Origin of the sequence: Allocoleopsis franciscana PCC 7113 (genome assembly GCF_000317515.1) — a bacterium.
Taxonomy (GTDB): Bacteria; Cyanobacteriota; Cyanobacteriia; order Cyanobacteriales; family Coleofasciculaceae; genus Allocoleopsis; species Allocoleopsis franciscana.
Genome location: NC_019738.1, coordinates 5,931,851 through 5,954,106, shown reverse-complemented (window position 1 = coordinate 5,954,106; position 22,256 = coordinate 5,931,851). Strand labels below are relative to the sequence as shown.

The following is a 22,256-nucleotide window of genomic DNA, read 5'->3' as shown; positions in this document are numbered from 1 at the left end:
TCGTAGTGCAGTGCAGTGGAAATAACTGACCAGGTAACATCTCCCCTGCACCCCCGCACCCCCGCACCCCCGCACCCTGGACATACTCTATGGCAACCCTCCAAACTCAACCCACTGTCGTTTCTCCACTTCAAGAAACTCAGCTGAACAGGGCTTCAGCACCACCGCCCACCCCCCACAATCGCAACTTTGGGATTCGGCGTCAGGTCAGCATCCGTGTCTTAGTTGTCACATCGTTTGTGGTGCCAATGGTTACTGCTGTAGGACTCACCGGATGGCTTTCCATTCGCCATGGTCAGCAGGCCGTAAATGAAATGGCTGGACGGTTGCAAACAGAAGTGAGCGAGCGCGTCTCAACTCACCTTGACTCTTACTTAAAGATCCCTCATCAGCTCAATCAAATTAACCTAGATGCGCTTGAATTAGAAGCCTTAGACCTGGAAAACTTCAGAAGGCTAGGAAAATATTTTTGGAGGCAAATGAAAGTCTTTAATATTGGCTATAACAACTATGCCAATACCAAAGGTGAGTTTATTGGAGTGGAGCGTTTGGATGATGGAAATTTGCTGATTAATGAAGTGTCTAGTTCATCCACCGGAGGCAAGTTGTACGTTTACCAAACGGATGAGCGTGGCAATCGAACAAAGTTAAAAGAAACGAAGTCCTACGATCCGAGAACAGAAGCCTGGTATGCGGAGGCAGCGCGAGTCGGTCATCCGCTTTGGACTGAGGTTTATCAATGGGAAGATAAGCCAGAAGTTTTGTCAATTTCATCCAGCTATCCCGTATATAACAGTAACAAAACCTTTCTGGGCGTAATTGGAATTGACCTAATCCTTTCGCAAATTAGTGGTTATCTCAATACGCTGAATGTGAGTCCTTCAGCAAAGCTTTTTATTGTCGAAAAAAACGGTTTTATTGTTGCCAATTCAGGAAAATCGCAACCCTATACCATCATTAGTGGGAAGCCCCAACGACTGCAAGCAGAAAATAGTTCTGACGAACTGATCAGTGCTGCCATTCGATTAAGCCAAGCCTCTCAAGCCATTGCCGCTGGAAATCTGAACCAAACTCTGGAGGTAAAGGGTTTTGGAGAGTTGGGCGTCTTAGAACAATCCTTTAACCAGATGGCGCAACAATTGCGAGAGTCGTTTGCGGCGGTGGAGGAGATACGCAAGGGTTTAGAGGAGCGAGTTGCAGAACGAACAGCAACCCTAAATGAGGAAAGTCAAGCATTGCAGCAAGAAGTCGAACACCTACTCGATGTGATTTCCGCTGTTGAGGGTGGAGACTTGACTGTAGAAGCCAAGGTGAGTCCTCGTGTGACAGGATTGGTCGGCGATACCTTGAATCGCCTCGTTGAACGACTGGGACAGGTGATGGCGATGGTTTTACGTGCCGCTTTTCGAGTGACTCAGGGCACGGAAGATTTAGAACAGTTGGCAGTTGCGGTGGCAGACAGTGTTAAAGAGCAAATGCAATCGGTGGCTCAAGTACAAACCTTGATGCAACAAGTCAACGACCAAGCTCAGGATACAGCGTTGCAGGCGGTTGCCACCGATGAAGCCGTTCAATTAACACAGGCTGCTATTGACCGGGGACAACAAGAAATTATGGCTATGAGCCAAGGGATTCAAGGGCTACAGCGAGAGAGTTCAAACATTGTTCAACGAACTGAAACCCTAACCAATTACGTTGAACTCGCCACTCAGTTCGTAAAAGATCAGCAACGCATTACCGCCATGTCCCAAATACTCGCAGTGAATGCTTCCATGCTGTCGAACCGAGCCAAGGTACAGGAAGATCCAGAACAAATGGCAGTGATCACTCGTGAATTTGAGGTGATTTCAGGGCAGGTGAATCAGTTGGCAACCCAAACCAAACAAAGCTTGATTCTGCTCCAACAACGAACAGACCAAATTCAAACCGTTGTATCTGGACTCAACTCCGATGTCCAAGAAATTAGTCAGCAGGTTGGCAACTTCACCACGGGTGTAGAGCAGTCCCAGCAGGCATTCAACACCATTTTGTCCGTGAGTGAGCAAGTGGCTCACATGGGTCAGCAAGCGACGCAATCGAGTCAAGCGATCGCCGATGCGGCTCAAACGACCTTGGAATTGGTTCACTATATCTCTGACATCTCTACTGAAACCTTCAATCGAGCGGGAGTGACGAGAGAACAGGCTCAGCATATGGAACACTTAGCTCGAACGTTGCTGCAAACGGTTGAATTTTTCCAACTGCACTCCGAACCGCATCTCGTATCGGAAGTGGCTGAGCTATCGCCTCTGGCTTGCACAATCGCTCCAGTGTCCGAGAACCATTCAGATATCTAAATAGTTTCTCTGAATCTCTTTATTTTAATTATGTCGATTCCAGAGATTGATTCTTCCCAAGGTATTGAAGCCCTCGCTGACGCTCAATTACAACAAGAGCTCTATAGTCTTTTCATTATTGATACTCAAGAGTATCTGCAAAAATATAGCCAGATTGCCCAGTCTCTCCAACCCCAATCCTGGCGAGCGGATATTCAGGAACTCTACCGTTGTATTCACACCATCAAAGGTGGAGCCGTAACGGTCGGAGCCTTAGCGGTTCTGGACGTGGCAACCGCTTTAGAAGATGTGCTATCCGATTTACGCTATCTAGAACTGGCTCCACTTCTGGGTGATGGTCATCTGAGCCAAGCCTTGCTGGAGGCAGGAGAGTTACTGACGGTAACCGTTGAATTTCAACAATCCAAGGAAAACGACCCCCTCCTAAACCGGATTCAGGTGCTTCACGAGGAGATTCGGAAACGCTACCTATCTCAGTGGAATGAGCTTAGACAACTTCATCAAGACTTTGCTGAACAAGGATTAGACCTGGTGGTGCTGGAGTTGGAAATTGCCTTGGAGCAACTACCCGCTCAGGGAACAGTGCCCGCTCGCACACTCCACACGGCACAGCAAACTCTAGAACAACTGGAGCAAATTGGTCAGGAGTTGCAATTTGCTCCAGGCTGGACAGATCTGCTCACTCAGGCGCAGACATTATTGAATCATCCAGACAATGCCATTTGGCGATTGTCCAAGGAACAAAGGCATGGTCAATCGCAGTGGTCGCTTCTGTTTCAGGCACTCAAGACTTGTGCCAAGCAAAGTGGCAATCCTGTTTTCTTTGAGTTCGCTAGTTTTGAAGCAAGTGTGGATGATGGGCGGGTTGCAGAGCCGCAATTCTACCTAGAAACGACACCAGAGGATGACTCTGCTCAATTAGAGGCTGACTTATTGTCACAATCCAACCTCTTATCCCTTGAACCGAACCCGTCTGATGCGTTTCTAGATGACTCCAGTCAAACAGATACCCTAGATGACGTTGGAGCATTCCTCGATGCGCTAAATTTAGGGGAAAATTCAACGATTCCTGAAATCACAAACTTTCTGGATGCTTTCCCCCTGGAAGATTGGGCAAATCTGACTGAGGTTGAGCCACCCCTTGCTCAACCCAACCCAGTTGATGCTCTCACCGATCCTGAGGAGGTTGAGGCATTCTTAAACCAAGATGATTCAGCAGATCTCCCTCTAGACTTCAGTCAAGTTCAGGAATGGCTGGATGAAACGAGCCTTGACGATTTTGTTGCTCATCCCCCCACTCCAACTCAGGAGCAAGATTCTGTTGTTGATCAGGTACAAGCATCTTTAGAAGTTGGAGTCGATTGGGTCAATTGGGGTTATGAAAGCGATGAGGGCGATGAGTGGCAATGGGAGGATAAGGGAGAAATTTCTTCCCCACCTTCTCCACCTGCTCCATCCTCCTCCCCTGCTGAACTGCCCCCAGTCGTTATTGATATAGCAACCGCCAAGGCAGAACGATCGAACAAAGCACTGGAGATGGTTCAGATTCCAGTGCCCCTAGAGAAACTCGACCAATCAGCAAAATACTTGGTAGACACCCTACTGTCACTCCGCAGCACGCAAGGATTTTATCAAGCGCTGCAACACCAGATCGCGCAGCTTGTGACTCTCGCCCAGGAAAGTGCTCAGGCGATCGCCCATCTCCGCCAGATTCAGGATGACTATGTCCTCTTAGATGAATTAAGTAAGAGTACGCAGACAGGCTCACAAGGGCTTGTCCGTGAACGCTATCGCCAGGGATATACCATCATCAATCGCTTGCTAGAGACTAGTCTGCGCTTATCTGAAATGGGGGCGGAGACAGGAAAAACATCACAGCAAGTCGCCGAATACCTGCGGAATGTTGACAATAATGTTTTGAAGCTGCAAAACACAATTGAGGATAGTCGGCTTGTCCCCTTCCAAAATTTGGGCTTCCGAGCCAGAGCGATTATTCGCGACCTTACAACTCGCTATAGTAAACCGGCCAAACTGGTAGTTCAAGGGGAACAAACTGAACTCGATGTCAACACAGCCCGAAACTTGGAACCCTTGTTACTCCACTTAATTCGCAATGCCTACGACCATGGATTAGAATCCTCCGCAGAGCGAGTTGCCCAAGGGAAACCAGAGCAAGGCACCCTGACTCTATCCCTCCAGCGGCTGGGGAATCTATTCCAGTTGGAACTGAGGGATGATGGTCGAGGAATTGATGCTAAAGCCGTTCAAGCCAGAGCGGAAGCCTTGGGATTACCTCTGTCAAACACCCAAACACCGGCTGAACTCCTGGCAGTCATTTGCCAACCGGGCTTTAGTTCTCGCACGCAAGTGAGTGAGATTTCTGGACGTGGGATTGGCATGGATGTGATTGCCGCTCAAGTCGCTCGATTAGGGGGACGGATGACGCTCCACACCGTTCAAGGTTCTGGGACAACGTTTCATCTCAAATTTCCAGTCCCTCGCCTGTTGGTTTCCTGTGTCATGCTGCGCTCCGGGGATTCTACCTTTGCTCTACCTGTCGATGACATTAAGACCATCAATTTATTGTGCAACTTGAATCTGTCCCCAGTCAAAGATTCTAACCCTGCCTTGTTAGGCATGATTGAGGATGAAACTGGACGCTTGGCTGCCTTAGACTTGCTCAAGTACTGGCAGCCTCATTCTTCCACGCGCCCATTAACCGATACAACCATTTGCCTCTCTATATATGGCGAGGAAGCCACGCAAGGTGTTTGGTTACTGGCTGACGAACTATTAGAACAGGCTGAAGTCATCATTAATCCTCTACCCAAGCCAATGGTTGCACCCGATGGGTTAATTGGTGTGAGCTTACAAACTAATGGGGCTTTACTCCCTGTTCTAGACGCTCCCACCTTGGCAAAACGACTGCTAACCTTTTCCACTCATGTTTTGGGAACTGCAAGCACAGCATCATCAACTTCTGAAGTTGAACAAGCAAATCATCTAACTCCATCCATCCTGATTGTGGATGATGCCGCCTTGATGCGGCGACGACTGGAGGCGACGCTGAATACTTATGGCTATCCGACTCATAGCTGTGTAGATGGACTAGAAGCCTGGAATTGGTTGCAAGCGCATCCCCATCCGAATCTAGTGATTACGGATATTGAAATGCCGAATATGGATGGCTTTACATTGATTGACCGATGCCGAAAAGCGGGAATCACAGTTCCCATTCTGGTGATTTCGTCACGCTTATCGGAGGAATGGTTTGATGAGGCAAGACGCTTAGGTGCAACCGATTATTTAACCAAAGGATTCTCTAGCATCGGTTTAATTGAAAAAGTCCGAGTGTTGATCACAGCAACTTAACTGGAATGGTTTCGTAGTCAGCACTTCAGTGCTGGAGACCTTTCAGGCGGAATAAAAGGAACTGCGTAATCTGAGCATCCCTAAAATTATCATCGCTGACCAAAAGTAAACTTTGGCTACCATCGGGTAAACGTGGCCCCAGTGTCATTGCCTCCAAATTATCTAGATAAATCCCTAATTCACTCAAGTCCAACACCAACTTTTTCTTCACAGGATCGATTCTGGAAACATCACCCTTGAGCGTTTCAATGGTTGAGGTATCGGTTGCCGCACTCATCGCCATCTGATAAATTTTGGCATTGGCTCCCAATACACCATAAGTCCGTTCCAGCGTGAGAAAGTGACCTCCCATATCTACAGTGACTAACTCTGTTAGACCATTATCGATCGCGCCTGCCGGAGTTGGGTCGAGCAAGTAGAGATGTTCAGCTACCACCATCGGGCGACTAATCGGGCCAATTAAATAATGCATCAGCCGAATCCGAGCGGATTCTGGTGACTTCGGGGGTAATGCGTCTTGCCATAGTGCAGACTCAGTTCCGGTAAATAGCCGAAATGGGTCACCATTTCCTCCAGCTAAGCTGCCTAGTTCCAATGTCAACGCCTCAAACCCTAAGTTATCTTGAATCCCGCGAGGCGCTTGCTCTTCTTGCTCTTTATCTTTAGTCTCCTCAGGGGCAAGATAGCGTTCTGGAATGATTAAGCTACTGCGCTGCTGTCCGGTTTTGACATCGAACTCCCGAATAAAAGGAGTAATTCCTGCGGAGGGAACGCCTTCGCTGGAAATAAACACCGTTCCTCTGGGAGAAAGAGACATGCCTTCAGGGTCAATACTCCCTTGGGCATAATTTTTACCGTTCTCATCGGTGATGAAGGTAACATCTTCAATATCTACTTTTTCAATGCCAATCTCCCCCTTGTCAGTGCGCTTGACACTGAGTGCTAGGGTGTAAAACCGAGCGGGGGCAAATTGAGAGCGGTCATCGGAAAGGGCGTAAAATTTATTGCGCTGGCGATCGTAGGTTAAAGCCGATAACCCTCCAACGGGGGTATCCTTAAACTTCGTTTTGGGGAGTTGGTACTCGCCTAAGAAATCGAGGGAAATGTCGCGAAATGTCCGTTGTTCTGCTGTCCTAGCTTGGGATGGAGCACAAGCTGTTGTTAGGAAACTCAGCAGTGTTAGCACCAGAGCGAAGATTAGGGAAAACAACTGGCGAGATGCCTGTAACTTTATCCGGTTACGGTTTACTAGCTGAGTCATGAGTGGTTATTATATCAGGGCAAAAAGTGGGTACCGTTTGTCAAGCGCTCAATAGAAACTCTCGCTTTAATTTAAGCGTCAATGGGGGTGTAAATTCGTTATGACTAAAGTGATATTAAATTCTTTACAACTTAAACTTCTCAACTGGGGCAAAGCAGGGTTATGGATTGCCACATTCCTGCTGTGCTTTAGTTCAGTGACATTGGCAGCCCAGGAGAAGCCGAAGCCAGAGGAATTTAAAGTTAACCCCCTGGAGATAACGAAACCTGATCCACTGTTGCCTCGATTGCCCAAGCGGGGTACTCTCAGCCCGGAAGCACAGTCGAGATTGAGGACTGCGATTGATGAGTTAGATGCCCAAGCCGTCGCTTTATACCAAGAAAAAAAGGTAGATGAGGCGTTTGATGTCTGGTATCGAGGATTACGACTGCGGCGGGCGTTAGGGCGAGTGGAGGAAGTGCAAGCACTGGGACGAGTCGGGGAGATTGCTTGGCAGAACACGCGCAAGTTTGATACACAGGTGATTACGAGGCGTTTGCAGGAGATTCAGAAAGAGGCTGAAGATCAAAAGGCGCTGAATCTAGAACTTCTGCGAACCTTGGGACAGGCTTACCAGCAAGTGAGATTTCCAGAACCTGCGGTTAAAGTGTATCAGCAAATTTTGGCTCAGGAGCGTCAGCAAGGGGATACTCAAGCGCAAGAGACGACGCTCAAAACCCTGGCTCAGCTAAATATGGATTGGTTCAACTATCCGCAAGCGGCAGCTATTTATGAAGAATTGCTGACTCAAGCTCAATCACGGGGCGATCGCGTTAATGAACTGGCTTACTTGGAACAGCTTGTTTACATCTACAACAAATCCCAGCAGCCGGAAAATGCCTTACGGATGAAGCAAAAATTGGCTGTCACGTACCCTCCCACTGATCCGCGTGTACCTGCTCTGAAAATTGCGATCGCAACTGACTACGAAGCACTTAATCAACCCGATCCAGCAAGTCAAAACTATCAAGATGCCTATAAGTTAGCTTGGGCATTGCGTCAGTGGGCTTATGCGAGTGAGGCATTACAAAAACTCGCGGCTTTATACCATTCTCATAATCAATCGGATTCCGCTTTACAAGTTTATGATGTGCTGCTCAAGACACAGCAGCAGTCTTATAATTTCTATGGTTTGATGAATACTTACGACAAGATGGGGCAAATTTATTTAGAGCAGAAAAAGTATTCTCAAGCTCTTGATGTCTTCCAAAGAGGTATGCAATTAGCCAAGTCTTTGCAGTATCAGGAAAATTATTTTGCTGAGCAGATTGAGCGGGTGAGCAGACAAAGTTCTCAGTAGAATCTTTGAGCAGGGTGTTAATTCGACATTAATTTTTTTATCCGGTAGCTGCTTTCAATCCCAAAACGTAGACGGTAGTGATCATGTCTCAGTTGTAAAGATAGCTGCAATTTATGGAAAGCATAAATAAAAACAATCTTTTTTATGCCCTCATCTTTGATCTTTCTTCTAGGGACAAACGATCCAAACTTGAAACCCTTCTGCCTACTCCTGCCCAGAACGCTGCGCGAATTGCCTCCTAACTACTCCTACGGAGAACGCTACGCGAACTGCCTTCTTGCACAAGCCCTAATTAATTGTCTAGTTCCTCCATGTTGGCCTCTTCTTGTAAAACGCCCCTGACTGGAGTTGACAATCCCTATAAAGTAGTATCCAATTAATCCAGCTTACTTATAACAACTCCTCATCCCCAAGCCTCTGGTTGGTCATTGCTTGGGCGGGAACCCCTGCCATCACTCAATATTTAAGTAACAGGAAACTGATCTCAACCTTCATGCCACACCGACTCACAACCCTCAAATCCTTTGAGAGGTCGGTAGAATTAGAGCGCCCTTCTGGATAGCTGTATATTTTGCCATGACAATTTATTTTTATAAAGTGAGTGACCCCTACGGCTGCTTTTCCAACTTCTCTGTTCACCCGATTGAGGTGGAGGGATTATATTGGCAAACGGTGGAGCATTACTATCAAGCTCAAAAATTTGTCCGTACTGAGAATGAACGATTGATCCAAGTGATTCGAGACGCCAAAACACCAATGGAAGCGGCTCAAATAGGGCGAGATCGCACCCTCAAACTGCGTTGTGACTGGGAAGAGGTTAAATGCCAAGTGATGTGGCAAGGGGTTCTGACTAAGTTTCTCACCCATACCGATATTCAGGTTATTCTACTTAATACGGGTGAAGAACTAATTGTCGAAGACTCTCCCACCGATTACTACTGGGGCTGCGGCCAGGAAAAAACAGGTCAGAACCAACTCGGTCAGATTCTCATGAATGTTCGTCAAGAAATTCGGCGGCGTCTGCCCAAAAACTAAATTTTTCCCAAAAGGGAGTGAGACGGAATCAGGAGACGCGAGTTTAGGTAAATTTCAGGTTCTGAGCCTTTTTCAGGATTCGGTAAATAGAAGTTTTCACGTCTAAAATAGGTATTATTACCGTCGGTTATCCGACTGAAACCTTCTTAGGGATCATGACTGATGCATGAATAGTTGAATGACACTCAACGCGATTCCATATAGGATACCTGCACTTTCTCTAACCAATGAGACACTCGCTTATATGTTCTTCAGGGTGCTATCCCATAGCCATAAATCCGAGGGATTAAAGGTGAACCTAACTCTTGGGGATTTTTGAAGAAATCTCAAAGAGCGCTCACATCGTCTTAAATTGGATAAGATTCTCTGTTTTACAAACCTCTTTGCCTGCTTTGAAGTGACCCAATGCGGATAAGCAGTAATACTTGTACATCTTTAATCGATACGTTGGGTGCATAACGACAGAAAAAATTTTTATAGAGATTAGGACAGTGTCACAGCCAGAACTAAGCCAGGAAGATTTGCTACGCCGAATTACCAATCGGATTCGTCAATCTCTGGAATTGGAAGAGATTTTAACAGCGACTGTTGCTGAGCTTCGTTCATTGTTGGGAACTGACCGGGTCATCGTTTATCAGTTTCATGCATCTGGCAGTGGAGAAGTGATGGCGGAGTCGATTCAAGACAATTGTCTTCCCTCCCTCAAAGGGCTAAACTTCCCAGCCGATGACATTCCGGAAACAGCCCGCCAGAAGTATATGGAAAAGCGTCTATGTTCTTTCGTCGATGTGGGATTGGGGCGGATTGGTTGGTTACCCATTGATTGCTGTATTACCAGCGAAGAGACAATACCCCTAGAGGAACTCGTTGAATATCACCCTGTAGATTCTTGTCATGCCGCCTATCTGACGGCGATGGGGGTTCAATCTACAGTGGTTTTGCCGATTGTGCATAACAATATCCAGTCTGAACACGCTAAGGAACAATTGTGGGGACTCTTGGTCTGTCACAGCATCCAATTGCGTGTGATATCCCGACGGGAACTGCAAGTGATGCAGTGGGCGATTGATCAGGTTTCAATTGCGATCGCTCAGTCCCATCTCTTAGCAAAAACCAGACAACAGCACTTTGTCGAAGCGACAACCAACCGAGTTGCTACGCTGTTGCATTCTCTACCAACGATTGAGCTTTCTGCTGCACTCGAAGAAACAGTCACCGCCCTCCAAGGTTGTGGCGGCAGACTCTACATCGCCCCTTACACCACCGATGATCGGGCGGAAGTGTTGACCTGTGGAACTCAACTGGCACCTCTGATTGGAGAAACCGAGAGTTTAATCGAACAGCATCCTGTCTTTACCGCTTGGACATCCTGCCTGGAAGAGAACACCCTCTTTCTTAGAGAACGAAGAGAACCGGAAGAGAATTCCTCATCCCAACCTGGAAACCCCCCCATCGATTCATCACCCACTCCCACTCCCAAGGGAGTACCCTTCTTCCCCAGTTGTTCGCCCCTAACGGTGACCAACTTGTATAGCCTTCCAGACTGGCGTACCCTCACCCCAGCCTTCCAGTTCACGACGATTCGAGGAATCCTCGTGATGCCCTTGTATTATCGCTCTTCGTTTCTCGGCTATCTCAGCATCTTTCGTCCCGAAATCGATACGGAAACCTTGTGGGCGGGACGCTTCGATCCGAGTGAAAAACAACGGCTTCCCAGGCAGTCGTTTGAAGTTTGGCGAGAGTTAAAACGGGGTCAGGCCAAGGAATGGACACGCCAGGACATTGAATTGGCAGTCGCCTTAGGTCATCAATTTGCCATGGCCATTGAGCAGTATGAACTCTATTCTCTGGTGCAGTCCCTCAACGCCAACCTAGAACGCCAAGTCGAAGAGCGCACCGCCAAATTACAACAAGCGCTGGAACAGGGGCGTGCCTTGGAGCGAGTCACCAGCCAAATCCGCAGCACCCTCGATCTAAACACGATTCTGCAAACCATTGTCCGAGAAGTTCGCTCCCTGCTCGATACAGACCGAGTCGTCATTTACCAGTTTGCTGATAACGCTCAGGGTAAAGTGATTGTCGAATCGATTAACGGCGACTGGTTCTCGACTTTAGGGGCAAGTGACCCTCACGGCTACTTTCTCGAAACACAGAGTCAACCGTACAAACGCGGCAGAGTGCGCGTGATTAGCGATGTCGCTCGTGCCCCCCTTGCACCGGCTCAGCGAGAGTTTTTGCAGCGTTTCCACATCCAAGCCACCTTAATTGTCCCAATTGGAATGGGGGCTTACCATTCCCAAGATATTTTTAGCTGTGGCTGTACTCCTACAAGCCTCCACAAAAATCAAGAGGAACAGCCTCTGTGGGGATTTCTGATTGCCCAAGAATGTCATGCGCCCCGTAGCTGGCAAGCCTTTGAGATCGATCTACTCCAACAATTGGCTGATCAAGCGGCTGTGGCGATTCAGCAAGCTGAACTTTATGACAAAAGCCGCACTGCTGCCGCGACAGCAACCGCTCAAGCCAAACAACTGGCGATTGTTGCTCAACAACAACAAGCGTTATTTGGTGTGATTACCAAAATTAGAGAATCCCTAGATGTCAAAGCCATTTTTAAAGCGACAACCACAGAAGTTCGGCGGCTACTTGCGGCTGACCGGGTCGCTGTGTTCCGCTTTGCGCCTGAGTTTGGCTACGATCACGGAGAAGTTGTGTCTGAAGACATTCAACCCGGATTGCCTGAGGCGAACCGTAACATTCAAGATTACTGCTTTGGGGAGAAGTATCGTTCCGGTTGGATTCAGGCCATTCCTGACATTTACAATGCAGGTTTGAACGACTGTCACATCAAAATTTTGGAGCAGTTACACGTCCGCTCGACGCTGATGGTACCACTACCCAAAGGGGATACACTTTGGGGATTACTTTGTATCTATCAATGCACAGGATTACGTTATTGGGACACCTCGGAAATTGACTTTGTTCGACAGGTTGCCGTTCACTTGGGTATTGCCTTACAACAAGCAGGATTATTGGAAGACAAAGAGCAGCAAGCAGCAGAAATTGCGTTCACTCTTGAGAATCTCAAGCAAGCTCAGACTCAACTGATTCAAACGGAAAAAATGTCCAGTTTGGGTCAATTGGTGGCGGGTGTAGCTCACGAAATCAACAACCCCGTTAACTTTATCTACGGCAACCTAACCTACACCAATCAGTATGCTCATGATTTGCTCAATCTGCTGCATCTGTATCAGAAGTATTATCCTGAGCCAGACTTAGAAGTTGATGAGTATGCCAAAGCCATCGATTTAGACTTTCTCAAAGAAGATTTACCCAAAATCTTGGCTTCGATGAAAATTGGCTCGGAACGTATCCGCAACCTCGTGCTTTCTTTGCGTAATTTCTCTCGACTGGATCAAGCAGAGATGAAGCCCGTTGATATTCATGAAGGCATCGACAGTACACTATTGATTTTGCAACATCGCCTCAAAGGAAAGCCCAATTATCCGGGTATTACAGTGGTTAAAACTTATAGTGAATTGCCACTGGTTGAGTGCTATGCGAGTCAGCTCAATCAGGTATTCATGAATGTTCTTAGTAATGCTATTGATGCCCTAGAGGACTATCATATCAGTCGCACAGCCGAGGGCATGAAGGTTCATCAGAGTCAGATTACGATCTCGACTCGTGTCAAGCCAGTGGACTTAGAGAGAATCGGAGACAGGAATGGAGAAAATTCGCCATCCTCCTTGCCAACCTCTCCTCATGTTGTGATTGAAATTGCTGACAATGGTCCTGGGATCAGTCCAGCGCTACTGTCGAAAGTCTTTAACCCCTTCTTTACCACGAAACCGATTGGGAAAGGTACGGGTTTAGGACTTTCTATTAGTTATCAAATTGTGGTGGAAAAACATGGGGGCAGCTTTAGATGTGACTCCCAAATCGGACAAGGAACCCAGTTCCGGATTGAGATTCCGATACAGCAGCCGAAACCCACCCCAGAACGCCCTTTGTTGGCTAGCGAACCAGTCCGGGGATAGATGCATTTTGGATGCCAGGATTTTGGGTGGGAGCATCCCGAATCTGCAAAATTCAAGCAAGGTAAAGAGAGTTTATCTCTAAATGCACCCCCGCACCTCAGCACCCCCGCACCTCAGCACCTCAGCACCTCAGCACCTCAGCACCCCCGCACCCCATTAACGCTTGCCTTGCTGCCACTTGGCGATCGCCACTTTCGCCGCCTCCGCAGAAGGGGTACCGGCTGGAACCAATGAGGCTGACTGAATCGCCTCTTGCAATTTCCCTCGCGACGCTCGTGACTGAGCGATTAAATAAATGGTACGGCTCCATTGAGCGGTTAACTGTTGGGCTTCGTCATACCCCGGCTGATCGGGCAAAATTGGACGTAAGGTGGTAATCGCACGGCTATAAGACGAGGCTTGATTGGGTTGAATTTGTTGTTTAGCTTCTTGGATCAGGGTTTTGTTTTTCTGCTGCTGAGTGGCAAGTATTTTCCATTGGTTAATGGTCTGCTGCGCTTTGCCATAAACAGACCAGTCATCTTTGGGAACCAGTTGAGCCGCCGCGATCGCTCCCCCAAAATTCCCAGCTTTGGCTCGTCCCTCTGCTAAATCCAGAATTACTCCACTCCAGCGCGTAATATCTCGCCGTGCCTTTGCATATAAAGGATCGCCCGGTTTCACCTGACGTGCTTGAACAATCGCTTTATTAAATAAAGAGGCTTGATTCGGTCGGAGTAAGCGTCTTGCCTGATCTAATGTTTCCTGATTAACTTGAAGGCGACTTGGCTCCCCTGTCTGGGGTAATGAGGTTGGTGGATTCAGGGTGCCGTCTGAGCCTGTCTGCGGAGAGCGTGGCTCTGTTGCCACAGGTGAGGTGATCGGTGAAGGGTTCACCGGGGATGGATTGACGAGCGGCTCATTGGTAAACCCATCTCGGTTACGGAATAGCACCGCAGCAATCATCAGCAATAAAACCAGGACAGCACCGCCTCCCCAAAGCAAAATTTGTTGCCACAAGGGTGTTTTACGACTAGCCGATTTAGAGCCATGAGTTATATAGGGAACCATCGCCATAGGCACTGATTCCGTCTGATGGATGGTGGTTCCTGGGATTGAAGAGGGATAAGTGGGTGACTCTAAAACCGAAACCCCACTGGTTGGCTTGGGGGTTCCAATTCCGTTGTAGGAATGATCTTCAGCAGCGTCTTCAGTATTCCATCTTGTTCCAGACTGAAACGCCATAGAAGGGCTAGCCGGATGCGGCTCAATCCCTGGTGAATAAACGGCTGTAGGCCAAATCCGCTGTTGTTGATTGGTTTGGGGTGGAATCACGAACAACGGCGTTTGAATCGGTCGCCAGTGGTGTTGGCTCAACTCCGGCAGGCGATCGCCTAGATACTGTTCGAGCTTCTCCAAGGTCGTGTCCGTGTGATAGTAGGTCAAGGCTTCTAAAAGTGTCGTCGTAAATAAGCCATGACCCAGTCCTGCCGCTTCGTGGGAAAATTGGTCGAGTTGGCTGGAGAGCACAAGGACAATTCCCATTTGGTGTGCTAATTCCACCAGTTCCGACCCAACAGGCGCACCAGCTTGCAGTCCGGGTGAGCGGTTGATGTCTAAGAAGACGAGGAGATTTTCATCCCCTTGAGCCTTGAGGGAGCCTAAAAGCGATCGCGCGGAAATGGCGGTTCCGGGAATATCCTTAGGGTTAGCGTCAATGGGTAAGAAATAATCAACTTGTTCCCATCGAACACCATAGCCACTGAAAAAGAACCAGCGCCAATTCGAGGAATTCCCTGAAGTCAGGCGATTGTTCTCCAAAGCGTACAAAATATTGTCCCGCGTAGGATAGCTGGACTGGTTCCCCATCAAAGGTGCTGTGTCGCTTAACAACAAACACTGGTTGGATGGTAAGTCAGCTTGATTGAGCCAAAATTGCCATAGCGCCTGGGCATCGTCTTCCCCATAGTTCAGAGGGGGTAAAAACTGATAGTGATTGATGCCGATTGCGATACAAGCGTGATTTGCCATGTGCTCTTGGTTTCAGCTATCTGATGGGGTGATTAGATTGGTTAGGTTTGGCATTTAATTAAGATGCCCTAAGTTTATAGCGAATGCCAACTCCAAACAGCGAATCCGTGTATAGTCTATAATTTTTCCTTCATCTTATAGATTAGATGGAATGGAATAGATGGAATTTATTCATTAGGGTATTTATTCTCAAAAATACTCACGCAAGACGCTAACATTCAAGACTAACCAGGAAGTGCGGCCTATGTCGAAATCTAAACGGCGGTTTGTCAACCCTTTGTCAGGCATTTCTGAGCCGCTGAACAAGGCTTCTGACGAGTTTTTCCAGGCGATCGCTCACAAACAAATTGCACCGTTCAGTTTAATGGCAATATTAGGCCTGGTCAGTGTCAGTTGGCTGACGGCCTCTGTCGTCGCGCCGCCCAGTGCCCAAGCTTACACCGCACGTCTGAACGTTGTCCTCACCCGTGAAATGGGCGAATCGTTCCAAAGCTTCCTGCGCCGTGCCGAGGCTGTGGCTAGAGCTGCCGCTCAGCGCAGCTTTGACCGAGACATCTTGGTGACAGATGTGGCGGTGACGCTGATGGGGCAAAATAATGGTGCGATCGTCCCTCTGTTGTCCTTAGACGTCAGCCGCCCATCTTGGAGAAGCAGCCCCGATCCCCAGCGTTGGATTACCTACTTCCCTAATACCGACACGCTACTGGGATTTGACCAGACTTCTGAGGAACCTGACACTCAACCAGGGGGAACCCCTCAGCCCGTGACAACGCCATCGCCAAGCGCTACCCCAACTCCACAGACTCCGACTGGCCCCAGAGTCATCGAACTCCCAGGTGGAAACCGCCGGATTATCCCAGCCTCTCCCCCGGCTAACACAGCACCACCTGCCACCCCCAATCAACCCGCCACCCCTAATCAACCCGCTACTCCAGCTTCACCTGCTACGCCAGCCGCCCCTGCTAATAACCAGATTCCTGATATTCCCGGCGCACCCATCCAGCGAGTACCCCTACCACCACCTCCTTCTGGACGTTAGCAAACTAGCGTAACAAACTAGTCGCTTAAAGCCGTTCCAGAAGGCAGAAGGCAAAGGGCAGAAGTTTAGATGTACTCCACTCAATCGAGAACCGCTATATGAATGCCTTCTGTCCTCGTATGAGTTCCGGTCTGCCTTTTTTGGTCAAAGTTCTGGAGGCAATCGCCTAAAATGGAAAGGTTGTCAAAAATTCTGAACTGACATGGCTGTTCCTAAGAAGAAAACCTCAAAATCGAAACGAGACAAACGCAAAGCAACTTGGAAGCGCAAGGCGGCACTGCAAGCTCAAAAAGCCCTGTCTCTGGGCAAGGCCGTTTTAAGTGGGCGCTCTTCCTTTGTTTATCCCACCGAAGAGGAAGAAGAGGAAGAAAGCTAAGACTAAGCCATGGAAAGTCGGCACAGGCTTGGGGGGTCTTTTTGTTGAGCTAAATTTTACCCTGATGGCAAAATTCGACGCTACGGTGTGATTAGTACCCATATCACTATCTCTACTGGCATCATGATAGGGAAATTTTTCCGTAAACCAGAATCAGATCAGAGCGATCGCGTTCCTCCCGGTCAATACCTCACCAAAGGTTTCCCCGTGCTGACTTATGGTCAGACCCCCCAAATCGACTTCCAAAGCTGGGAATTTCGCGTCTGGGGCTTAGCCCAACCCAAGACCTTTAGCTGGTCTGACTTTATGGCGTTGCCCCAACACGATTTCACCGCTGATTTTCACTGCGTGACTCGTTGGTCAAAACTGGATGTCAAATGGACAGGCATCAAGGTGACCGATTTTATGAACCTAGTAGAGGTCGCTCCCAATGCCACTCACGTCATGGAACACTGTTACGGTGACTACACCACGAATATCCCGCTCGAAGATTTTGTGCGGGAAGAAAACTTTTTTGCTCACACTTTGTTTGGAGAACCACTGCCCGCAGAACATGGTGGCCCCCTGCGCTTAGTGGTTCCTCATCTCTACGCTTGGAAAAGTGCTAAATGGCTCAATGGTTTAGAATTCCTCGACCACGAGGAGTTAGGGTTCTGGGAGCGTAATGGCTACCACCGTCGAGGAGAGCCTTGGGCAGAAGAGCGCTATAGTTTTTAGTGTTAAACTTCCCCGCCCTGGTTACACTGAGGACGGGGATTTCAGTAGCCTCATTGGTTGTTGGTTACCGTGTGAACCAACTCTTCAAGTTCAATGACAACCCGCTCTAATTCATCAATTAGAGGGGTTGACTCAATAGCACGAAAGGTATCCGCTAAAGTACGGTAATACCAAAGAGTACCTTTTTTACCGCCTTGAAAGCGCTCCCAGACAGCCTCTTGGATTAAACGATAGTCTTTGAGAATTGAGCGCGCATTGTGTAGCTTATCAGCCGCAGAGACTAAACGAACTGAAGCCGAAGCTTGGGGAATATGAGCAATATAGGCTTCTTTGCGTTGACGCCAAGGTGGCTTGGGTGTCGTGTCAGCGTCGGTGCAACCATCCACAATTTGGGTTACGGTATCGCCAAAGCGGCAACGAATTTCTTCACGGGTGGCTTTTCCGCCTTGGTCTTCAATGGCATCGTGGAGCAGTGCGGCGATCGCTTCGTCTTCATTCGCCCCATATTCTAGGGCAATACTGGCAACACCCAGCAGGTGAGAAATATAGGGAACTTCTCCACCTTTGCGGGTTTGATTGGCGTGCAGTTGGGTGGCATAAGTTAGGGCATCTGTAAAGCGTTCTGATAGCTTCATGAATAGCTCCAAGAGGTTAAGAAAGGCTGAGATTCTGCCAGGACTGAGCGGAGGCATCCGATAAGCTAATGGTGTCACAGGCTGTTAGGTCTTCGTTACTCAAAAAACTGTTGATTGTAACTTCTCTACCTTCCACCAGAGGGCGGCTGAACCCACCACGATAGACTGACAACAGATATTCTCGACGTGCATCTCTTTCCTAGTACCGAGCAGTAGTCATGAGCAATCGTCTGGCCCACTCCCAAAGCCTTTATCTCCGTAAACACGCTGAAAACCCCATTGATTGGTGGCCTTGGTGTGATGAAGCCTTGGAAACAGCAAAGGTGGCAAATAAGCCAATTTTTCTTTCCATTGGGTACTCTAGCTGCCACTGGTGTACGGTGATGGAAGGAGAGGCATTTTCCAATTCCGCGATTGCCGAGTACATGAATGCCAATTTCCTGCCGATTAAGGTAGACCGGGAAGAGCGACCCGATATTGATAGCATTTACATGCAGGCGTTGCAAATGATGACGGGTCAAGGCGGTTGGCCTCTTAACGTTTTTCTCACTCCTGATGACCGGGTGCCGTTTTATGGTGGCACCTACTTTCCTGTTACACCCCGCTACGGACGTCCTGGATTTTTGCAAGTGCTGCAAGCGGTTCGTCGCTTCTACGATCTAGAAAAAACCAAGCTCCAAACCTTCAAAGAAGAGATTCTCACCAACCTCCAACAGGCGAGTGTCCCTCCTGGAACCGAACCGCTGAGTGAAGACTTGCTAGAGCGTGGAATCGAGACGAATACGGGTGTTGTCAGTGCCGGCAACTATGGCCCCAGCTTCCCGATGATGCCTTATGCGGAACTGGTACTCAGAGGCTCTCGCTTCAAGTTTGAGTCTAAATATGATTCTTTCCAAGCGGTGCGATTGCGTGGATTAGACCTGGCAAAAGGTGGCATTTACGATCATGTGGCGGGTGGGTTTCACCGTTACACGGTTGACGCCACCTGGACGGTGCCTCACTTTGAGAAAATGCTCTATGATAATGGGCAAATTGTCGAGTATTTGGCGAATTTATGGAGTGCAGGCATTACCGAACCTGCGTTTAAACGAGCGATCGCGGGTACTGTCCAATGGCTCAAGCGGGAAATGACCTCACCTCAGGGGTTCTTCTATGCTGCTCAAGATGCTGATAGCTTCAGTGAACCCAATGCGGCTGAGCCAGAGGAAGGGGCGTTTTATGTCTGGAGTTATGGGGAATTGGAACAACTGTTAACCCCTGAAGAGTTAACGGAACTGAAGGAGCAATTTACCATTACAGCCGAGGGCAACTTTGAAGGAACAAACGTTTTGCAGCGCCGTCACTCTGAGGAGTTAAGCGATACGGTTGAAGCGGCTTTAGCTAAACTGTTTGCCGTGCGTTATGGTTCAAAGCCCGATGTCTTAGATACCTTCCCACCCGCCCGCAATAATCAGGAAGCGAAAGGGAATAACTGGCAGGGTCGGATTCCGGCGGTAACTGATACAAAAATGATTGTGGCCTGGAATAGCTTGATGATTTCTGGTCTAGCGCGATCATACAGTGTATTCCATCAGCCAGAATATTGGCAATTAGCCGCAGATGCAGCTCAGTTCATTTTAAATTCCCAATGGGTACAGGGCCGTTTCCACCGACTCAATTATGACGGTCAACCTTCCGTGTTGGCGCAGTCTGAAGATTATGCCCTGTTCATCAAAGCGCTGTTGGATTTGCATCAAGCGAGTTGGTCATTTAGCAAGATGCACCTGGAAAGTTCAAACCCACCTTCTAACCTTCAACCTTCTGACTGGCTAGAGAAAGCCATTCGGGTGCAGGAAGAGTTTGATGAATTCCTCTGGAGTGTGGAATTAGGCGGATACTACAATGCCGCTAGTGATGGCAGTGGTGAGTTGTTAGTGCGGGAGCGTAGCTATGCTGATAATGCCACCCCCTCAGCCAATGGAATTGCGATCGCCAATCTGGTGCGTCTGGCTTTGCTCACTGAAGACCTCCAGTACCTCGATCAGGCGGAGCAAGCCCTGCAAGCCTTTAGTCGGGTAATGAACCAGTCACCCCAAGTATGCCCCAGCTTATTTACAGCCTTGGATTGGTATTGCCACTGTACACTAATTCGCTCTAGCGATGACTTCCTGACTTCCCTAAGTAATCACTACTGGCCAACCAGTATCTGGCAATTAGAAACCCAATTACCTCAAGATGTCGTGGGTTTAGTCTGCCAGGGACTTAGCTGCAAAGAACCCGCCTATACGATTGAGCAGTTGTTGGAGCAATTGCAGCAAAGCCAAACCAGAGCCTCGGAGGTGGACTAAGCTAAGCTAATCGGCATTTAGTTCGTCGGCTCTATAGGCTGACTGGGCGGGATACGTTCAATGGAAATCAGGGCTTCGACGACAGACTTGACGATAGGGGCTGTTACGGTTGAACCAAAAGCGTCTTTCCCTTTGGGGTCATCAACCACAGCTAATACAACGTAGCGGGGAGACTCCACGGGAAAAATACCAACAAAGCTGGTGATTTTGGCATTCGAGTAATAGCCACCTGTAGGACTGGCTTTTTGAGCCGTACCTGTTTTTCCAGCAATTCGGTAACCTGGAATTTGGGCATTTTTTCCAGTGCCCTGACGGACGACATTTTCCATCATCTCAATCACCGCCTGGGTGGTTTTTGGGGAGAAGATAGATCGTGGTGCTGGGCGGCGAGGTTGCCAGTGGATTTGTCCCTTACTATCAAATAGTCCCTGAACAACATGGGGAGTCACGAGTTTGCCCCCATTCGCTAAAGCGGCGTGCATCTGAGTGAGTTGAATGGGCGTTAACGAAAAGCCTTGACCAAATGAAGCCGTTGCCGCATTAACCGACCCTGCCGTAAACCGCCGCTCACTTTTGAGCTGTCCTGCGGCCTCAAAGGGCAAGTCAATCGCCACTTTTTGCCCCAAGCCGAGCCTTTCTAACCAGCTATAGTAAACCTTCGACTTCATCTGTTGGATGATCCGAACCATACCAATATTGCTGGAATATTCCAGAATCTTGCTAACGCTGATTAGGCCATGGCCCCCTTTGGATTCAAAGTCAAAGTTGGCAATTTGCCACTGTCCAAGCTGAATTTGACCGGTATCGTTAAACATGTTGTCGGGTTGAATCGCACCGGACTCTAAAGCGATCGCGACATTTAACGGTTTGAACGTCGAACCCGGTTCGTACAGATCTGAAAGCGCCCAGTTCTTAAACCGAGCCACATCAAATTTCGAGTACTGGTTGGGATTATAGGTTGGCTCTGTCGCCATGGCTAACAGAGAACCATCTCGGACATCCATCACAATCACACTACCCCGCTCTGCACCAAACTGATCCATTTTTTGCTTCAAAGCAAAACGGGCAGCCCTTTGCAGGCGACTGTCGAGGGTCAACTGTAATCGTAAGTCATCAAAGTGCAGAAATCCTTCTGGAACATGGTCTGGCATCAGTGCGCCATTCCCGGCGCGGCTGAGTCGGAGCGTGCGAACCGCCCGTTCGAGTACATCCTCCTGAGAGTACTCCACTCCAGCCTGCCCCCGATGATCGACATTAACGTAGCCTACGACATCTGCCGCTAAATCTTGCTGGGGATAAAGCCGAGAGTATTGTTGAATCAGTTCTAGACCATTGGCTTGAAGCCGTGCCACCTGATCGGCTACTTCTTCAGTTAAGGCATAACTAATCCGAATCCCACTCTGTTTTTGATTGAACCGCTTCTCTAAGTCAGTTGAGGACTTGCCCAGAATCGGAGCGAGTAATGCCGCCATTTCCCCTTTAGACATTTTGAACAGCTTAGGGTGGGCATATAGCGTGTATGCAGGGCGATCTGTGGCAAGCACATTGCCATTTCGGTCAACAATCGAACGTCGGGGGACAAAGGGACGTAGATACACCATCTGCTGCCGACGTGCTCGTCCCTCCAGCACAGGTGCCTGGGTGACTTGCAATCGATACAAATTGACTAAGATGCCAATACCGGATACCATCATCAATCCCCAGACCAGCAGCAGTCTGAAACGTGGTAGTTGAGATGAGTTTTGAGTGATGGGGGTCACCTCCCGCTG

General features: G+C 48.6%; 14 protein-coding genes. 9 read left to right on the top strand and 5 right to left on the bottom strand.

Translation table 11 applies throughout. The features are described 5' to 3' along the window. Positions 1-89: 89 nt before the first annotated feature. Complete coding sequence (locus tag MIC7113_RS33805; RefSeq protein WP_015184870.1) at positions 90-2,336, top strand: methyl-accepting chemotaxis protein; 2,247 nt, start codon at positions 90-92, stop codon at positions 2,334-2,336. A gap of 30 nt (positions 2,337-2,366) precedes the next feature. Beyond that, positions 2,367-5,708 (top strand): response regulator, encoded by a 3,342-nt coding sequence (locus MIC7113_RS24395; RefSeq protein WP_015184869.1) that lies wholly within the window; start codon positions 2,367-2,369, stop codon positions 5,706-5,708. 25 nt (positions 5,709-5,733) lie between these two features. On the opposite strand, the gene MIC7113_RS24390 is transcribed toward MIC7113_RS24395, so the two are convergent. Next, positions 5,734-6,969 carry an esterase-like activity of phytase family protein gene (locus MIC7113_RS24390; protein WP_015184868.1) on the bottom strand — a complete coding sequence of 412 codons (1,236 nt, stop codon included), beginning with the start codon at positions 6,967-6,969 and terminating at the stop codon, positions 5,734-5,736. Between the two features lie 100 nt (positions 6,970-7,069). On the opposite strand from MIC7113_RS24390, the gene MIC7113_RS24385 reads away from it, so the two are divergent. The 3 genes from MIC7113_RS24385 to MIC7113_RS24375 all read left to right on the top strand — a co-directional run bounded on the left by MIC7113_RS24385 (position 7,070) and on the right by MIC7113_RS24375 (position 13,383). Further along, positions 7,070-8,308 carry a tetratricopeptide repeat protein gene (locus tag MIC7113_RS24385; RefSeq protein ID WP_015184867.1) on the top strand — a complete coding sequence of 413 codons (1,239 nt, stop codon included), beginning with the start codon at positions 7,070-7,072 and terminating at the stop codon, positions 8,306-8,308. A gap of 576 nt (positions 8,309-8,884) precedes the next feature. Beyond that, positions 8,885-9,343 carry an NADAR family protein gene (locus MIC7113_RS24380; protein WP_015184866.1) on the top strand — a complete coding sequence of 153 codons (459 nt, stop codon included), beginning with the start codon at positions 8,885-8,887 and terminating at the stop codon, positions 9,341-9,343. Positions 9,344-9,834: 491 nt separating this feature from the next. Beyond that, positions 9,835-13,383 (top strand): GAF domain-containing protein, encoded by a 3,549-nt coding sequence (locus MIC7113_RS24375; protein ID WP_015184865.1) that lies wholly within the window; start codon positions 9,835-9,837, stop codon positions 13,381-13,383. Positions 13,384-13,539: 156 nt separating this feature from the next. Here the strand turns inward: MIC7113_RS24375 and MIC7113_RS24370 are convergent, their stop codons facing one another. Next, positions 13,540-15,393 carry a caspase family protein gene (locus tag MIC7113_RS24370; RefSeq protein ID WP_015184864.1) on the bottom strand — a complete coding sequence of 618 codons (1,854 nt, stop codon included), beginning with the start codon at positions 15,391-15,393 and terminating at the stop codon, positions 13,540-13,542. 244 nt (positions 15,394-15,637) lie between these two features. Here MIC7113_RS24370 and MIC7113_RS37785 point away from each other — a divergent pair, with 244 nt between their 5' ends. The 3 genes from MIC7113_RS37785 to MIC7113_RS24355 all read left to right on the top strand — a co-directional run bounded on the left by MIC7113_RS37785 (position 15,638) and on the right by MIC7113_RS24355 (position 17,525). Next, the gene (locus tag MIC7113_RS37785) at positions 15,638-16,432 is read left to right on the top strand and encodes a hypothetical protein (protein WP_015184863.1); all 795 of its coding nucleotides are present in this window, start codon (positions 15,638-15,640) and stop codon (positions 16,430-16,432) included. A 202-nt stretch (positions 16,433-16,634) separates the two neighbouring features. Beyond that, complete coding sequence (gene rpmF / locus MIC7113_RS24360) at positions 16,635-16,808, top strand: 50S ribosomal protein L32 (RefSeq protein WP_015184862.1); 174 nt, start codon at positions 16,635-16,637, stop codon at positions 16,806-16,808. Positions 16,809-16,931: 123 nt separating this feature from the next. Beyond that, the gene (locus MIC7113_RS24355) at positions 16,932-17,525 is read left to right on the top strand and encodes a sulfite oxidase-like oxidoreductase (protein ID WP_015184861.1); all 594 of its coding nucleotides are present in this window, start codon (positions 16,932-16,934) and stop codon (positions 17,523-17,525) included. Between the two features lie 50 nt (positions 17,526-17,575). Here the strand turns inward: MIC7113_RS24355 and MIC7113_RS24350 are convergent, their stop codons facing one another. Together MIC7113_RS24350 and MIC7113_RS37780 are read right to left on the bottom strand one after the other, a co-directional pair. After that, on the bottom strand, positions 17,576-18,160 hold the full coding sequence (locus tag MIC7113_RS24350; RefSeq protein ID WP_015184860.1) for an HD domain-containing protein: 585 nt from the start codon (positions 18,158-18,160) through the stop codon (positions 17,576-17,578). Positions 18,161-18,176: 16 nt separating this feature from the next. After that, complete coding sequence (locus tag MIC7113_RS37780; RefSeq protein ID WP_155898091.1) at positions 18,177-18,332, bottom strand: hypothetical protein; 156 nt, start codon at positions 18,330-18,332, stop codon at positions 18,177-18,179. Between the two features lie 46 nt (positions 18,333-18,378). On the opposite strand from MIC7113_RS37780, the gene MIC7113_RS24345 reads away from it, so the two are divergent. Beyond that, entirely contained in the window at positions 18,379-20,487 is a 2,109-nt protein-coding gene (locus tag MIC7113_RS24345; protein ID WP_015184859.1) for a thioredoxin domain-containing protein, read from the top strand. 17 nt (positions 20,488-20,504) lie between these two features. Here the strand turns inward: MIC7113_RS24345 and MIC7113_RS24340 are convergent, their stop codons facing one another. Beyond that, on the bottom strand, positions 20,505-22,247 hold the full coding sequence (locus MIC7113_RS24340) for a peptidoglycan D,D-transpeptidase FtsI family protein (RefSeq protein WP_015184858.1): 1,743 nt from the start codon (positions 22,245-22,247) through the stop codon (positions 20,505-20,507). Between the last annotated feature and the right edge of the window lie 9 nt (positions 22,248-22,256).